This is a genomic window from Actinophytocola glycyrrhizae (assembly GCF_042653545.1).
In the GTDB taxonomy this organism is placed as follows: Bacteria; Actinomycetota; Actinomycetes; order Mycobacteriales; family Pseudonocardiaceae; genus Actinophytocola; species Actinophytocola glycyrrhizae.
The window spans coordinates 57734-71692 of sequence record NZ_JBHSIS010000024.1 but is presented as its reverse complement, the minus strand read 5'-3'; the positions used below and the strand labels follow the sequence as shown (position 1 = coordinate 71692).

Annotated in this window: 10 protein-coding genes; 9 read left to right on the top strand and 1 reads right to left on the bottom strand. The window is 70.2% G+C overall.

The features are described from left to right. Window positions 1-81: 81 nt before the first annotated feature. From ACFPCV_RS35045 to ACFPCV_RS35025, 5 genes are all read left to right on the top strand, one after another. On the top strand, window positions 82-363 hold the full coding sequence (locus ACFPCV_RS35045; protein ID WP_378061403.1) for a GNAT family N-acetyltransferase: 282 nt from the start codon (window positions 82-84) through the stop codon (window positions 361-363). 283 nt (window positions 364-646) lie between these two features. Next, window positions 647-1987, top strand: coding sequence for a GH1 family beta-glucosidase (locus ACFPCV_RS35040; RefSeq protein WP_378061402.1), 1341 nt, complete (start codon window positions 647-649; stop codon window positions 1985-1987). Further along, window positions 1984-3189: an MFS transporter gene (locus tag ACFPCV_RS35035; RefSeq protein ID WP_378061401.1), complete on the top strand. Its 1206-nt coding sequence runs from the start codon at window positions 1984-1986 to the stop codon at window positions 3187-3189. Before ACFPCV_RS35040 ends, ACFPCV_RS35035 begins: the two co-directional genes overlap by 4 nt. 49 nt (window positions 3190-3238) lie before the next feature. After that, on the top strand, window positions 3239-4807 hold the full coding sequence (locus ACFPCV_RS35030) for a class I SAM-dependent methyltransferase (protein WP_378061400.1): 1569 nt from the start codon (window positions 3239-3241) through the stop codon (window positions 4805-4807). After that, window positions 4795-5058, top strand: a complete 264-nt coding sequence (locus ACFPCV_RS35025; RefSeq protein ID WP_378061399.1) for a DUF6752 domain-containing protein — start codon at window positions 4795-4797, stop codon at window positions 5056-5058. Before ACFPCV_RS35030 ends, ACFPCV_RS35025 begins: the two co-directional genes overlap by 13 nt. 254 nt (window positions 5059-5312) lie before the next feature. Here the strand turns inward: ACFPCV_RS35025 and ACFPCV_RS35020 are convergent, their stop codons facing one another. Then, the gene (locus tag ACFPCV_RS35020; RefSeq protein ID WP_378061397.1) at window positions 5313-5720 is read right to left on the bottom strand and encodes a VOC family protein; all 408 of its coding nucleotides are present in this window, start codon (window positions 5718-5720) and stop codon (window positions 5313-5315) included. Between the two features lie 135 nt (window positions 5721-5855). Between ACFPCV_RS35020 and ACFPCV_RS35015 the strand changes: the two genes are divergently transcribed. The 4 genes from ACFPCV_RS35015 to ACFPCV_RS35000 all read left to right on the top strand — a co-directional run bounded on the left by ACFPCV_RS35015 (window position 5856) and on the right by ACFPCV_RS35000 (window position 13710). Further along, the gene (locus ACFPCV_RS35015; RefSeq protein ID WP_378061396.1) at window positions 5856-6128 is read left to right on the top strand and encodes a GlsB/YeaQ/YmgE family stress response membrane protein; all 273 of its coding nucleotides are present in this window, start codon (window positions 5856-5858) and stop codon (window positions 6126-6128) included. 103 nt (window positions 6129-6231) lie between these two features. After that, window positions 6232-6810 carry a hypothetical protein gene (locus ACFPCV_RS35010; RefSeq protein WP_378061394.1) on the top strand — a complete coding sequence of 193 codons (579 nt, stop codon included), beginning with the start codon at window positions 6232-6234 and terminating at the stop codon, window positions 6808-6810. A gap of 13 nt (window positions 6811-6823) precedes the next feature. Beyond that, complete coding sequence (locus ACFPCV_RS35005) at window positions 6824-8821, top strand: SPFH domain-containing protein (RefSeq protein WP_378061392.1); 1998 nt, start codon at window positions 6824-6826, stop codon at window positions 8819-8821. Continuing rightward, complete coding sequence (locus tag ACFPCV_RS35000) at window positions 8818-13710, top strand: DNA repair ATPase (RefSeq protein WP_378061391.1); 4893 nt, start codon at window positions 8818-8820, stop codon at window positions 13708-13710. The genes ACFPCV_RS35005 and ACFPCV_RS35000 overlap by 4 nt, the downstream gene beginning before the upstream one ends. Window positions 13711-13959 lie beyond the last annotated feature (249 nt).

Here is a 13959-nt window from a genome sequence, read left to right as displayed (position 1 = left end):
TCGTCAAGGCTGCGTGGGCCGCCGATGGCGGGTGGCAGGTTCCCAGCTTGCTGCCACCTGTGCAGTACCTTCCGGCCGTAGTTGTTCTTACCCGCGATCCGGTCCAGTTCCGCTCCGGTCGGCGCGTGGCCCTTGCTGGTCACCCGCGCGTCGACCGCGATGATCGACTGGGCGTTCCGGGAGCGGGGCATGCACCGGGTGGAGTGGCGGTGCCCGAGCGCGAACACGCGGAGCAGCGCTGTCGCGCGCCGGTTGGGGATGACCAGGGAGGGGACGCTGCGGGAGGCGTTCTCGCTGCACGGGGTGCGGCACGACGTGGAGGTGTGGGCCGTGCTCGCCTCCGAATGGCCCACCGACCGCTGACCGCGACCGGACACCGTCTTCGCCGAAACCGCCCGGAAGGCAGCCCCCACCCGAACCCGGGGGCCACCCGCCTTGCCAGTCTACCGGTGTCCACCGACAGCCGGGGCGTTGTGGATCTTGCTTGTGGACAACTGGTGCGGCTGTGGACAACTCGCCGCGCGAGGGCCTTGCGTGGCGAGCGGGTAGGCGGTGCCGCCTGGATCGATCATGGGCTTGACCTGGCGGGGTGGTGGCGTCCAAGCTGGCTCGCGCTCTCCCTGCTCCGGTGAAGGACGACACCGCGATGACGTTGCCACAGTTTCCTGAGGGGTTTCTCTGGGGCGTGTCCAGTTCGGCCTACCAGATCGAGGGGGCGGTCGACGAGGACGGGCGTGGTCCGTCCACATGGGACACCTTCGCCGCCGTGCCCGGGCGGGTCGCAGGCGGGGACACCGGGCGGGTCGCCACCGACCACTACCACCGGTACTCCGAGGACGTGGCTCTCATGGCGGAGCTGGGGGTCGGGGCCTACCGCTTCTCCGTCTCCTGGCCACGGGTCCTCCCCGCCGGGCACGGGGAGGTCAACCGGAAGGGCCTCGACTTCTACGACCGGCTCGTCGACGAGTTGTGCGCCAACGGCATCGCGCCCGCGGTCACGCTCTACCACTGGGACACGCCGCAGGCGGTCGAGGACGCCGGGGGCTGGCTCGCCAGGGACACCGCCTTCCGGTTCGCCGACTACGCCGACGTCGTGGCCGCGCGGCTCGGGGACCGGGTGCGGATGTGGATGCCGCTCAACGAACCCATGGTGGTCACGCTCTTCGGGTACGCCGTCGGGGCGCACGCGCCGGGGCGGGAGCTGATGTTCGAGGCACTTCCCGTCGCGCACCACCAGCTGCTCGCGCACGGGCTCGCCACGAGAGCGCTGCGGGCGAACGGTGCCACGAGCGTCGGCATCGCCAACCACCACGTGCCGGTCTGGCCCGCGTCCGACAGCCCGGCCGACCGCGGTGCCGCCGACCTCTACGACGTGCTCGTCAACGACATGTTCGCCGCGCCGGTGCTCACCGGCCGGTACCCCACCGACGAGCTGGCCGCCGCCATGCCGGGGCCCGTCGCCGAGGACCTGGCGATCATCGCCGAGCCGCTGGACTGGTACGGCGTCAACTACTACCTGCCCAGCAGGGTCGCGGCGCCCTCGGGCCGGGAGACCGTCATCGACGGGGCCGTCCTGCCGCCTGGGCTGCCGTTCGACTTCCCGGCGATCGACGGGTACCCGGTCACCGACTTCGGGTGGCCCGTCGTGCCGGACGGGCTGCGCCAGACGCTCACCATGCTCGCCGACCGCTACGGCGACCACCTGCCGCCGGTCCACATCACCGAGAGCGGCTGCGCCTACCACGACGAGGTGCACGACCAGCGCCGCGTCGACTACCTCGACGGGCACGTGCGCGCGCTGCACCAGGCGATCGCCGACGGGATCGACGTGCGCGGCTACTTCGTGTGGTCCATTGTAGACAACTTCGAGTGGGCGGCGGGGTACTCGCAACGGTTCGGGCTCGTGCACGTCGACTACGACACCCTCGCCCGCACGAAGAAGGACTCCTTCCATTGGTACCGAGACCTGATCAGAGCACAGCGTTGACGGAACCGACGGTCCCCGTCCGGCCGAGGTGGACCGCCCTCCTCTCGCTGGCCAGCCTCGGCCTCTTCACCGCCTTCTACGGGCCCATCCAGGTCCTGCTCGGGCTCCAGGCCCAGGAGCTGGCGCCAGAGCACAAGGAGGTCGCGCTCGGTGTCGTCTCCGGGCTCGGTGCCGCGTGCTCGGTGATCGCGAACCCGCTGTTCGGCGCCATCTCCGACCGCACCACGTGGCGAATCGGCAGGCGGCTGCCGTGGACCGCGATCGGTGCGGCGGGCGGTGTCGCCAGCCTCGGGATCCTCGCCGGTGCGCCGAACATCGTGATCATGGCGCTGGGCTGGTGTGCCGCCCAGCTCACGCTCAACGCCATGCAGGCCGCGCTCTTCGCCGCCGTGCCCGACCAGGTGCCGCTGCGGCAGCGCGGGATGGTCGGCGGCTGGCTCGGTGTGGGGCAGACGCTCGGCATCGTCGTGGGGTCCGGGCTCGCGGCCGCGGTCGGCGGGATCGCCATGGGCTACCTCGTGTGCGCGGCGTTCCTGGTCGTCACGACCGTGCCGTACCTGTTGCTGCGCAAGGACACCACGATCGAGGCGACCGAACGGCCCCGGCTGCGGGTCCGGGACTTCTGGATCAACCCGGTGCGGTTCCCCGACTTCGGCTGGGCCTGGTTCACGCGGTTCCTGCTGAACCTCGGCAACTCCGTCGCGATCGTGTACCTGCTGTACTTCCTGCAGGACGAGGTCGGTTACGCCGACCCGGACAGCGGTGTCTTCGTGCTCACCGCGATCTACGCGGCCACCCTGCTGTCCACTGTGGTCATCGGCGGGGTCTGGTCGGACCGGGTCGGCAGGCGGCGGGTGTTCGTGTGCTGGGCGGGGAACGTGATGGCGGCGGCGTCGCTGGTGCTCGCGTTCTGGCCGACCTGGACGGGCGCGATCGTCGCGGCGGCCGTGCTCGGGCTGGGCTTCGGTGTGTACCTGTCGGTCGACTTCGCGCTCATGACCGAGGTGCTGCCCGCCGCGACCGACCGGGGCAAGGACCTCGGGGTGATCAACATCGCGAACTCGCTGCCGCAGGTGCTCGCGCCCGTGCTGGCAGCACCCATAGTCACCCACCTCGGCGGGTACCCGGTGCTGTATGTGCTGTCCGCGCTGGTGGGAGTGGCCGGGTCGGTCCTCGTGTACCGGATACGGTCCGTGAACTGAACGCGGAGATTCCACCTTCTGTTCACGCGCTGTTAGAGTTCGCTGAATCATGAACGGAACACACAGTCGCCAGGGCACCACGGCGGTCGACCAGGACGGGGTCCGGGTCGACGCCGGTCAGAAGTCGGTCGTCGACGTGCTGTTCGAGGGCCAGTGGACGTGGTCGTTCAACGCGGAGCGGGACACCCGCCTCGAGAACGGTCACCGGCTCGCGCGCTGGCCGGTGAACCTGCGCCCGTTCCTGCGTGGCACCGGCGAGGTGACGGTCCGGGAGCGGTTCGGCGAGAAGGTGCTGTTCACCGGCGACGTCGCGTTCGACGAGTCGGACCAGCGGGTGCGGATCGTCGACGGCAAGGGCAGGCCACTGATCGTCGACAAGGCCGGCGACATGCAGTGCGGGTTCTCCGAGCGCGGTGAGGCGACCCGCGAGGCGCTGCTCGACGCGATCGAGGACGTGCTGGCCCGCCTGCGCGACGAGGGCGGCGTCGACGCGTTCCTCGCGTTCGGCGCGCTGCTCGGCGCGGTCCGCGACGGGCACTTCATCCCGCACGACTCGGACGCGGACGTCGCGTACCTGAGCCGCCACACCAGCCCCGTCGACGTGGCGCGCGAGTCGTTCGCCATGGAGCGCGTGATGATCCGCGCCGGGTACTGGACGTGGCGCTTCTCCTCCGCCGACTTCAAGGTGATCGTCCCCGACCCGGAGGGCGGCCGCGCGATCGACGTGTTCGCCGGGTTCGTCGTGGACGGCACCTTCTACCTGATGCCCGAGGTGCACGCGAAGGACTTCGACCGCGGGGTGATCCTGCCGCTGGGCGAGGTCGAGCTGGAGGGCCGCCGCATCGCCGCGCCCGCCGACCCCGAGGCGCTGCTGGCGATCACCTACGGCCCGCACTGGCGGATCCCGGACCCGTCGTTCAAGTTCGAGACCCCGCACTGGGTCCGCCGCCGTCTCGACGGCTGGACCAGGGGCAACACGCAGAACCGCAACCACTGGTGGCCCTTCTACTTCGGCCGCGCGCAGTCGACGGTGTCCGAGCAGCCCTCGCCGTTCGCCGAGTGGGTGCACGAACGCGAGCCCGCCGCGCGGGACGTGGTCGACATCGGCTCCGGCACCGGCCGGGACTCGCTGTGGTTCGCGCGGCAGGGCCGGGACGTGCTGGGCTTCGACTACATCCCGGCCGCGACCGAGCGCGCGGGCAAGGCCGCGAAGGCCGAGGGGATCCCCGCGCGGTTCCGCACGTTCAACCTGTACGACACCCGGCAGGTCCTCGCGGCGGGCGGCGAGCTGGCGCACCGCGAGACCTCGCCCACGCTGTACGCCAGGTTCCTGGTGCACGCGCTGGAGGACGCCGGTCGGCACGCGCTGTGGCGCATCGCGAGCATGTGCCTTCGCCGGGGCGGCCGGTTCTACCTCGAGTTCCGCACCGACGAGAACGCCGCCGCCGAGAAGGTGTACGGCGAACACTTCCGCAAGTACCTGCCGGGCGACCAGGTCGTCGCGGAGATCGAGTCCTGGGGCGGTGCCATCGAGCACCGCGAGGAGGGCTACGGGTACGCCGTCTACAAGGATGAGGATCCGCACGTATGCAGGCTGGTGGCAACATGGAAGCGGTGAAGTCGCGGCTGCGTGCCGTGGTGGCGAAGCAGGGCCGCCGGGTCGCGCGGATCGTGGGCGTCGATGACGAGATCCGTCACCTGCACGACCGGATCGCGGTGCTGGAACGCGAGGTCCAGGAGGCCAGGCGGCTCAACCAGCGCATGGCCGAGCTGACCGACGTGGTCGCCGAGGTCCTGGTCCCGGCAGCCGACCGCGACGACAAGGTGCTGGCCGAGAAGCTCGCGACGTACAACCGCGACTCGTTCTAGACGATCGATTCCGTGAAGATCCTGTAAAGCGGCTTGGCGTACGGTCCCGTCATCAGGGCCGATGCCGTGAAGGCGCGTTCACGGCACAACAAGTGTCGTCAATGGGCCGTTCAGGGCGCCCAGCGCCCTGAACGCGCCTTTCAGGGCATTGCCACGCCCGCGCAACCCCAACGGTGGCGTCAGCCCACCACCAAGGGGCTTCCTGCCCGTCCGCGAGGACAAACCCACAACGCCAACCGCAGCCGCCCACCCGATCAATCGTCCAGGGTCGGTTCGCCGATGCCGAGCAGGTTGCCCTCGCTGTCGCGGAACCACGCGGCGCGCTCGCCCGTGCCTGCCGACGGGTAGTTGCCGTCGACCTCGGCGATGCCGCCGACCGTGCGCAGGCCGGGGACCTCGACGTGCTCGAACGTCACGCCGCGGCCACGCAGCTCGGCCACGACCGCTTCGAGGTCGTCGACGGTCCACGCCATCTGGGTGTGCTCGCCGGAGGGCCGCCCGCCCGAGGTGAACAGCGCGAACCTCGTGCCGCCGCACCGGTACAGCAGGCCGCCGGGGCGTTCCTCCGACGGGGTGAGGCCGAGCTTCTCGGCGTAGAACGCTCGTGCCCGGTCGAGGTCCTGCGCGGGAAGGCGGGTGGCGGTCTCGAATCGGTCCAGCATGCCTCCGATCGTGGCGCGGTCCGGCCGCCGGCGCCAGCCCCTTCCGGAATGGACCCCGAGCGGAACTCAGGGAATTCACCCGATCCCCGAATTCGTTCCGGCGGCGATGCTGGTGGCGGGAGAAAGGGGAAGGCTGTGGAGATCACGGGACTCATTTCGGCGATCGTCTTCGGTGTCGCCATCGGAGGGCTCGGGCGTGCGGTGGTGCCGGGGCGCCACCAGCTCTCGCTGGTCGTCACCATCCTCGTCGGCATCGTCGCCGCGGTGGCCGGGACCGGCGTCGCCGGGCTGGCCGGGGTGGCGGACACGGCGGGCATCGACTGGACCGAGATCGCGCTGCAGGTGATCTTCGCGGGTGGTGGCGTTTCGCTACTGGCCCGTTCCCGAGCGCACACGAACGCGAACTAAGCACGCAATTTCGGCCGTTTCGGTCCTGTGCTGCCTCCCCACCTGGTTATAGTCCCCCCGCGACGGTTCAGCGGGTGCCGTCCGGGTGGGGAGGCAGTGGCACATGGGCGACTTCGTCGAAGCCGCGCTGTCCTTTCCCGCCGTCATCTTCACGTTCCTGCTCGCGGCCGTGCTGCTGTACTGGCTGCTCGTCCTCGTCGGCACCCTCGACATCGAGATCGGCGACCTGGACGTCGGCGACGGTCTCGGCCTCGGCGGTGTGCCGGTCACCGTGACCGCGTCCGTGCTGGTCGTCGTCTCCTGGTTCGTCACTCTCGCGGGTGGCGTGGTCACCGAGGGGCTCGATCTCGGCACCGTCGTGACCGTCGTGCTCGGGTGCGGTGTGCTGCTGGTCGCACTGATCTGCGGGCTGTTCGCCGCCCGCCTCGTCGCCGTGCCCCTACGCAGGCTCTACGCTCCCGGTGGGGAGGCGTCCCGCAACGACTTCGTCGGCCGCGAGTGCGTCATCCGCACCGGCACGGTCACCGGTGAGTTCGGCCAGGCCGAGGTCACCGCGCTGGACGGGTCGACCGCGATCGTCCAGGTGCGACAGACCGGCGAACACGAACTGGCGTACGGCAACCGCGCTCTGATCTTCGACCACGACATCGACGGCGAGTTCTTCTGGGTCGCGCCTGCCTGAAAGGAAAATCTGGATGGAAACCATTCTCATCGCGGGCGGCGTGGCACTCGTCGTGCTGCTGATCGTGCTGATCGCCATCAGCCGCCTGTTCCGCAAGGTGGAACAGGGCAAGGCGTTGATCGTCTCCAAGGTCCGCAACGTGCACGTCACGTTCACCGGTGCCGTGGTCCTCCCCGTGCTGCACAAGGCGGAGACCATGGACATCTCCGTGAAGACGATCGAGATCACGCGGACCGGGCAGGAAGGGCTCATCTGCCAGGACAACATCCGCGCCGACATCCGGATCACGTTCTTCGTGCGGGTCAACAAGACCAGCGAGGACGTGATCAAGGTGGCGCAGGCGATCGGCACCCAGCGCGCCAGCGACCAGGGCACGCTGCAGGAGCTGTTCAACGCCAAGTTCTCCGAGGCGCTCAAGACCGTCGGCAAGCACCTCGACTTCGTCGACCTGTACACCAAGCGCAACGAGTTCCGGGACCGCATCCTCGCGGTCATCGGCACCGACCTGAACGGGTACAGCCTCGAGGACGCGGCGATCGACTACCTCGAGCAGACGCCGATGTCCCAGTTGGACTCCAACAACATCCTCGACGCGCAGGGCATCCGCAAGATCACCGAGCTGACGGCGATCGAGCACGTGCGGACCAACGAGTTCCAGCGCACCGAGGAGAAGGAGATCACCAAGCAGAACGTGGACGCCCGCGAGGCGATCCTCGAACTGGAGCGCCGCCAGGCCGACGCGGAGAACCGTCAGCGCCGCGAGATCGAGACCATGAAGGCCCGCGAGGAGGCCGAGACCCAGAAGGTGCAGGCCGAGGAGCGGCTCAAGGCCCAGCAGGCGAACCTGCGCACCGACGAGCAGCTCGGCATCCAGGACCAGAACCGGGCCCGCGAGGTCGCCGTCGCCGAGAAGAACCGCGAGCGGGTCATCGCGATCGAGACCGAGCGCATCGAGAAGGACCGCATGCTCGAGGTCGTGGCGCGCGAGCGGGAGATCGCCCTCGCCAACGCGGCCAAGGAGAAGGAGGTCGAGGTCGAGCGCCGCTCGGTCGCCGAGGTCGTGCGTGAGCGGGTCGCCGTCGACAAGACGGTCGCCGAGCAGGAGGAGAACATCAAGCGCCTCCGTGCGGTCGAGGAGGCCGAGCGCAAGCGGCAGTCCACGATCATCGCGGCCGAGGCGGAGGCGCAGGAGCACCTGGTCAAGGACATCAAGGCGGCCGAGGCCGCGGAGGCCGCCGCCAAGCACAAGGCCCGCGAGGAGCTCACGCTCGCCGAGGCCCGGCAGCAGGCAGCGGACCTCGACGCCCGCGCCAAGATCCGCCTCGCGGAGGGCATCCAGGCCGAGACGGCCGCAGCGGGTCTCGCCGACGTGCAGGTGCGGGAGCGGAACGCGGACGTCATCGAGAAGGAGGGCCGCGCCGAGGCCGTCGTCATCCGCGAGAAGGCGCTGGCCGACGCGGACTCGATGCGCGAGAAGCTGAAGGGCGAGGCCGAGGGCCTCACCGAGAAGGCCGCCGCGATGGCCGCTCTCGACGACGCGTCCCGTGGGCACGAGGAGTTCCGCCTGCGGCTCGAGTCGGACAAGGAGGTGCGGCTCGCCGGCATCCAGGCGCAGCGCGAGGTCGCCGAGTCGCAGGCCATGGTCCTCGCGGCCGGGCTGGAGAAGGCCGACATCGACATCGTCGGCGGCGAGAGCATGTTCCTCGACCGGCTCATGGGCTCGATCACGCTCGGCAAGAGCGTCGATGGGTTCATGAACGGCTCGGACGTGGCGAGCAAGCTCGCCGGCCCGTGGCTCAACGGGGAGGCGAACTTCGCCGACGACATCAAGGAGATCCTGTCCTCGTTCGGCAGCGACGACGTCAAGAACCTGTCGGTCTCGGCCGCGCTGATGAAGATGATGAAGGAGGGCGGCCCGAACGCCTCACGCATCCAGGAGCTGCTCTCCGGCACGCCCGTCGTGACACCGGCACCGGTGGAGCGGGTGCCTGAGATCGCGCAGAAGCCGTGACCTCCACCGTCGACGCGCCGGCCCCCGCCAGCGGGCCGGCGCAGGACGGGCTCGACGCCCGTACGTACGAGGTGCTGCGGCAGCGGCTCGCCGAGCAGGCCGAGGAGCTTGCCCGGCGGGCCGAGGCCCTCAACACGCGGCGCCTCGAGGTGTTCGGCAGTACCGAGCTGCGCCTCGTGGGCGCCGAGCGGATCCGCACCGAGAACAACTGCGTGCCGCGCGACATCGTGTCCATCCCGGACCCCGACGGGGACGCGAGCGGGCTGATGCTGTTCGGCTACAACGTGTTTATCGGTCTCAAGCCGGAGACCACGATCGACGACGTGTTCTCGCTGCACCGGTTCACCCGCGAGGGTGAGGCTTTCCGGTTCGAGGACGCGCCGGGTGAGCGGCCGGAGCTGCTCGGCGACGAGCGGTTCCGCCGCGACTTCACCGAGCTGTACCGGTACTACCGGGAGACGCGGCTGCTGCAGCTGCGGCCGGTGGAGGGCAAGCTGCTCGCGGTCTTCCAGACCGGGCCGCGCACCGAGGACATCAAGGTGCTGCGGTGGACGGTGCGCGCGGACGGCACGCTGTCCTATGTGGACAACGCGGGCGAGCGGGACCACGTGTTCCCGTCGTCGCACGACTTCGAGTGGACCGAGACCACCCGCGACGACCACGTGCTCGGCCGCCACCCGCACATCTCGATCCAGAACGAGGTGTTCATCGAGACGGTCAACGGCAACCTGACCGTCAAGGTCGAGAACAACACCGAGGCGGGCGAGGGCGTCTACACCGAGCCGGTCGACGAGCCGCTGCAGAGCCTCGCGGACGCGGACGTCCGGTACGCGCGGATCGGCCCGCTGATCCTGCTGCGGGTGCTGCCCTACAACGAGACGACCCACCGCTACCTGGTGTTCAACACCCGCACCAAGACGGTGGTGCGGCTCGACGGGATCGGCCAGGCGTGCCAGCGGCTGCCGGAGGACCAGGGCATCATCTTCCCCGGCGGCTACTACCTCGCCACCGGCGTGTCCCGCACGTTCGAGAACACCGTCACCGACGACCTGGAGTTCGAGCGGGTCATCCGGTCGCCCAACGGCGAGGACGTGGTGTACGCGTTCCACGCCCGCCGGGAGGGCCGCACGCTCCTGCTGCCGTACAACGTGATCCGCAAGGAGGTCGCGAACCCGCTGCCCTGCCACGGCTACTCGCTGTTCGAGGACGGCACGCTGGTCGCGTTCCGCGCCACGTCGGAGGAACCGACGCGGGTGCACCCGATGCAGGTGTGGCAGACGCCGTACGTGTCCGACTCGTTCGCGGCGGCCCAGCCCGTCGGCACCGGGCCGCTGGAACGGGTCGGCAACGCCGACCTCGTGCGCGGCATCTCCGACTGCCTGTCCGTCAAGCGGATGATCGACGAGATGGCGCCGTCGACCGCCGTGTTCGAGGGCCTGATCGCGGCGTGCGCGCGGGCGTTCGACAGCTACCACTGGCTCGGCGACCAGGAACTCGGCGACCTGCGCTCGGCCATCACCGACGTGCGGGCGACGGCGGAGCAGGTGCTCGCCGAGTTCGAGAACGTCCAGTCCCTGACCGACACCGCGGCCACCGAGCTGACCAGGGCGGGCGAGGAGATCGCGTCGCTGGTGCGGCGGGTCCGCGGCGAGGCGCCGAAGTCGGCCGACGAGTGGGTGGGGCAGCTCGCGTCGCTGCGCCGCGCGCAGGGCAGGCTCGTCACGCTGCGCGAGCTGCGGTACGTGGACACCACGCGGATCGACGAGCTCGGCACACTGCTGGAGTCCGAACTGGACAGTGCGGCGAAGCGGGCCGTCGAGTTCCTGCGCGGCGCGAACGCGTTCACCGGCTACCACGAGAAGGTCGACGCGCTGGTCGCCGACGCGGCCGCCATCACGACCGTGGCCGAGGCGGGCCCGGTGGTCGAGCGGCTCTCGGAGCAGGCCGCCGGGCTGGAGATCGTCACCGAGGTCGTCGGGTCGCTCGACATCGCCGACGCGACCGTGCGCACGCAGATCCTCGAACGGATCGGCGAGGTGCTGGGCGGTGTCAACCGTGCGCGCGCCACTGTGGACGGCCGGCGCCGCGACCTGCTCGCCACCGAGGGCCGCGCCGCGTTCGCCGCCGAGTTCGCGCTGCTCGGACAGTCGATCACGGGTGCGCTCGCGGTCGCCGACACCCCGCAGCGCTGCGACGAACAACTCGGCAGGCTGCTGCTGCAACTGGAGAACCTCGAGTCCCGGTTCAGCGAGTTCGACGACTTCCTCGCCGAGCTGACCGCCAAGCGCACCGACGTCTACGAGGCGTTCTCGTCGCGCAAGCAGGCGCTCGTCGACGAGCAGTCCCGCCGCGCGGACCGCCTGGTCAGCTCCGCGGAACGGGTCCTGACCAGCATCGCGCGGCGCGTCGCCACACTGTCCACACTGGACGACATCAACACCTACTTCGCGTCGGACCCGATGGTCGCGAAGGTCCGCTCGGTCGCCGGGGAGCTGCGCGCACTCGACGACTCCGTGCGCGCCGAGGAGCTGGACGGCAGGCTGAAGGCGGCGCGCCAGGAAGCGGGCCGGTCACTGCGGGACCGCGCCGACCTGTTCGGCGACGGCGGCGAGACCGTCCGGCTCGGGCGCCACCGGTTCGCGGTGAACACGCAGGCCATCGACCTGACGTTGGTGCCGAAGGACGGCGGCATGTCGCTCGCCGTCACCGGCACCGACTTCCGCACCCCCGTGCGCGACCCGGGTTTCCTCGAGACGAAGCCGTTCTGGGACCAGCTGCTGGTGTCGGAGTCCGCGGAGGTGTACCGCGCCGAGTACCTGGCGACGACCGTGCTCGACGCCGGGGTGCCGGAGGACGCGGACCTCGTCACGCTGGTGCGCACCGTCGCCGAGTCCCGCTACGACGAGGGCTACGAACGCGGTGTGCACGACCACGACGCGGCCGCGATCCTCGAGGTGCTGCTGCGGTTGCGGGCGGGTGCCGGGCTGCTGCGGTACCCACCGGCGGCACGCGCGCTGGCGCAGCTGTTCTGGACGTTCGGCGCGCAGGAGGACGCGCGGAAGGCGTGGACCACCAGGGCGACGTCCCTGGCCAGGGCCCGTGCGGCGTTCGGCCCGGTCGCGGCCATCGCCGCGCTGTGCGACGAGCTGTCGGCGGCGATCGCCGGGTTCCCCCTGGCGGACGGGGACACCGCGCTGGCCGCGGAGTACCTGTTCGAGGAGCTGGCCGCGACCCCGGCCGGGTTCGTGACCAGCGCGGGCGCGCGGCTGATCGTGGAACGGTTCCGCCGCGAGCTCGGCGGCCGCCGCGAGTTCGACGACGACCTGCGCGCACTGGGTGCGGACGTGGTGGCCCGCCACCAGCTCGCGACCGCGTGGCTGACGGCGTTCGTCTCCACATCGGACGAACTGCCGGTCGAGGAACTGCCGGAGGCGGTGGCGCTGCTGCTGTGCGACCTGCCCAGGCACGACTCGTCGGCGGCGGTGTCGGCCACCGTCGAGGGCCTGCTCGGCGCGCACCCGCGCGTGGTGGACCGCAAGCTGACGCTGCGGCTGGACGAGGCACTGGCCAGGACCAGGAGGTTCCGGCTGGAGCGGGTGCCCGCGTTCCGCGCGTACCAGAAGCAGCGCAACGAGCTGCTCGACCGCGAGCGCGCACGGCTGCGGCTGGACGAGTTCAGGCCGAAGGTGATGAGCGCGTTCGTGCGCAACCGGCTGCTCGACGAGGTGTACCTGCCGCTGATCGGCGACAACCTCGCCAAGCAGCTCGGTGCCTCCGGCGACGCGAAACGCACCGACCAGATGGGCCTGCTGCTGCTCATCTCCCCGCCCGGCTACGGCAAGACGACGCTGATGGAGTACGTCGCGAACCGGCTCGGGCTGGTGTTCGTGAAGGTCAACGGCCCGGCGCTGGGCCACGACGTGACCTCGCTCGACCCGGCGGACGCACCCAACGCGACCGCGCGGCAGGAGGTCGAGAAGATCTCCTTCGCGCTGGAGCTGGGCAACAACGCGTTGCTGTACCTGGACGACATCCAGCACACCAACCCGGAGCTGCTGCAGAAGTTCATCTCGCTGTGCGACGCGCAGCGGCGGATGGAAGGCGTGTGGGACGGCCGGACCAGGACCTACGACCTGCGCGGCAAGCGGTTCGCGGTCTGCATGGCGGGCAACCCGTACACCGAGCAGGGCAAGCGGTTCCGCATCCCCGACATGCTGGCGAACCGCGCCGACGTGTGGAACCTCGGCGACGTGCTTTCCGGCCGCGAGGACCTGTTCGCGCTCAGCTACATCGAGAACTCGCTGACCTCCAACCAGGTCCTGGCCCCACTGTCCACCCGGGAGCGCGGCGACATCGAGTTGATGATCCGCCTCGCCCGCGGCGAGGAGGTGCGGTCCGACCAGCTGTCGCACCCGTACTCGGCGGTGGAGCTGGACCAGGTCACCTCGGTGCTGCGCAAGCTGTTGCGGGTGCAGGAGGTCGTGCTGGCGAACAACCAGACCTACATCGCGTCCGCGGCGCAGGCCGAGTCGTCGCGGATGGAGCCGCCGTTCCAGCTGCAGGGCTCCTACCGCAACATGAACAAGCTGGCGGAACGCATCGTCCCGGTGATGAACGACGCCGAACTGGAGATGCTGATCGACGACCACTACCAGGGCGAGGCGCAGACCCTCACGTCGGGCGCGGAGGCCAACCTGCTGAAGCTGGCGGAACTGCGCGGCAGGCTCACCCCGGAACAGGCGGCCCGCTGGGCGCAGGTGAAGACCGCGTTCCTGCGCGACAAGGCACTCGGCGGCGCGGAGGACGACCCGATGGTCCGCGCGGTCGGCGCACTCGGCCTGCTCGCCGACAAGGTGGGCGGGGTGGAAACCGCCCTCCGCGACCGGTAACCCCGAATGCCCTGAAAGGCGCTTTCGGGACGCTCAGCGCCCCGAAAGCGCCTTTCAGGGCACTCACCAGGTGACGGCAGGACGTCCACACCGTAGATGCCGCGGCCGGTGCAGAGCGGCACTTCCTCCGGCGGGACGGCCAGCCGCAGCCGGGAAACCGGTTCAGCCGTGCGGAGAACCCGATCCGCAGCTCGAAACCCAGAACCTACGGTTTCATGATCGACCGTCACCGTCGTCCGCGGTCGGGAG

What these genes read in the sequence shown, in the direction of transcription:
- ACFPCV_RS35040 (WP_378061402.1), top strand. Translation starts at nt 647, where the DNA reads ATGACGTTGCCACAGTTTCCTGAGGGGTTTCTCTGGGGCGTGTCCAGT.
- ACFPCV_RS35030 (WP_378061400.1), top strand. Translation starts at nt 3,239, where the DNA reads ATGAACGGAACACACAGTCGCCAGGGCACCACGGCGGTCGACCAGGAC.
- ACFPCV_RS35025 (WP_378061399.1), top strand. Translation starts at nt 4,795, where the DNA reads ATGGAAGCGGTGAAGTCGCGGCTGCGTGCCGTGGTGGCGAAGCAGGGC.
- ACFPCV_RS35020 (WP_378061397.1), bottom strand. Translation starts at nt 5,720, where the DNA reads ATGCTGGACCGATTCGAGACCGCCACCCGCCTTCCCGCGCAGGACCTC.
- ACFPCV_RS35010 (WP_378061394.1), top strand. Translation starts at nt 6,232, where the DNA reads ATGGGCGACTTCGTCGAAGCCGCGCTGTCCTTTCCCGCCGTCATCTTC.
- ACFPCV_RS35005 (WP_378061392.1), top strand. Translation starts at nt 6,824, where the DNA reads ATGGAAACCATTCTCATCGCGGGCGGCGTGGCACTCGTCGTGCTGCTG.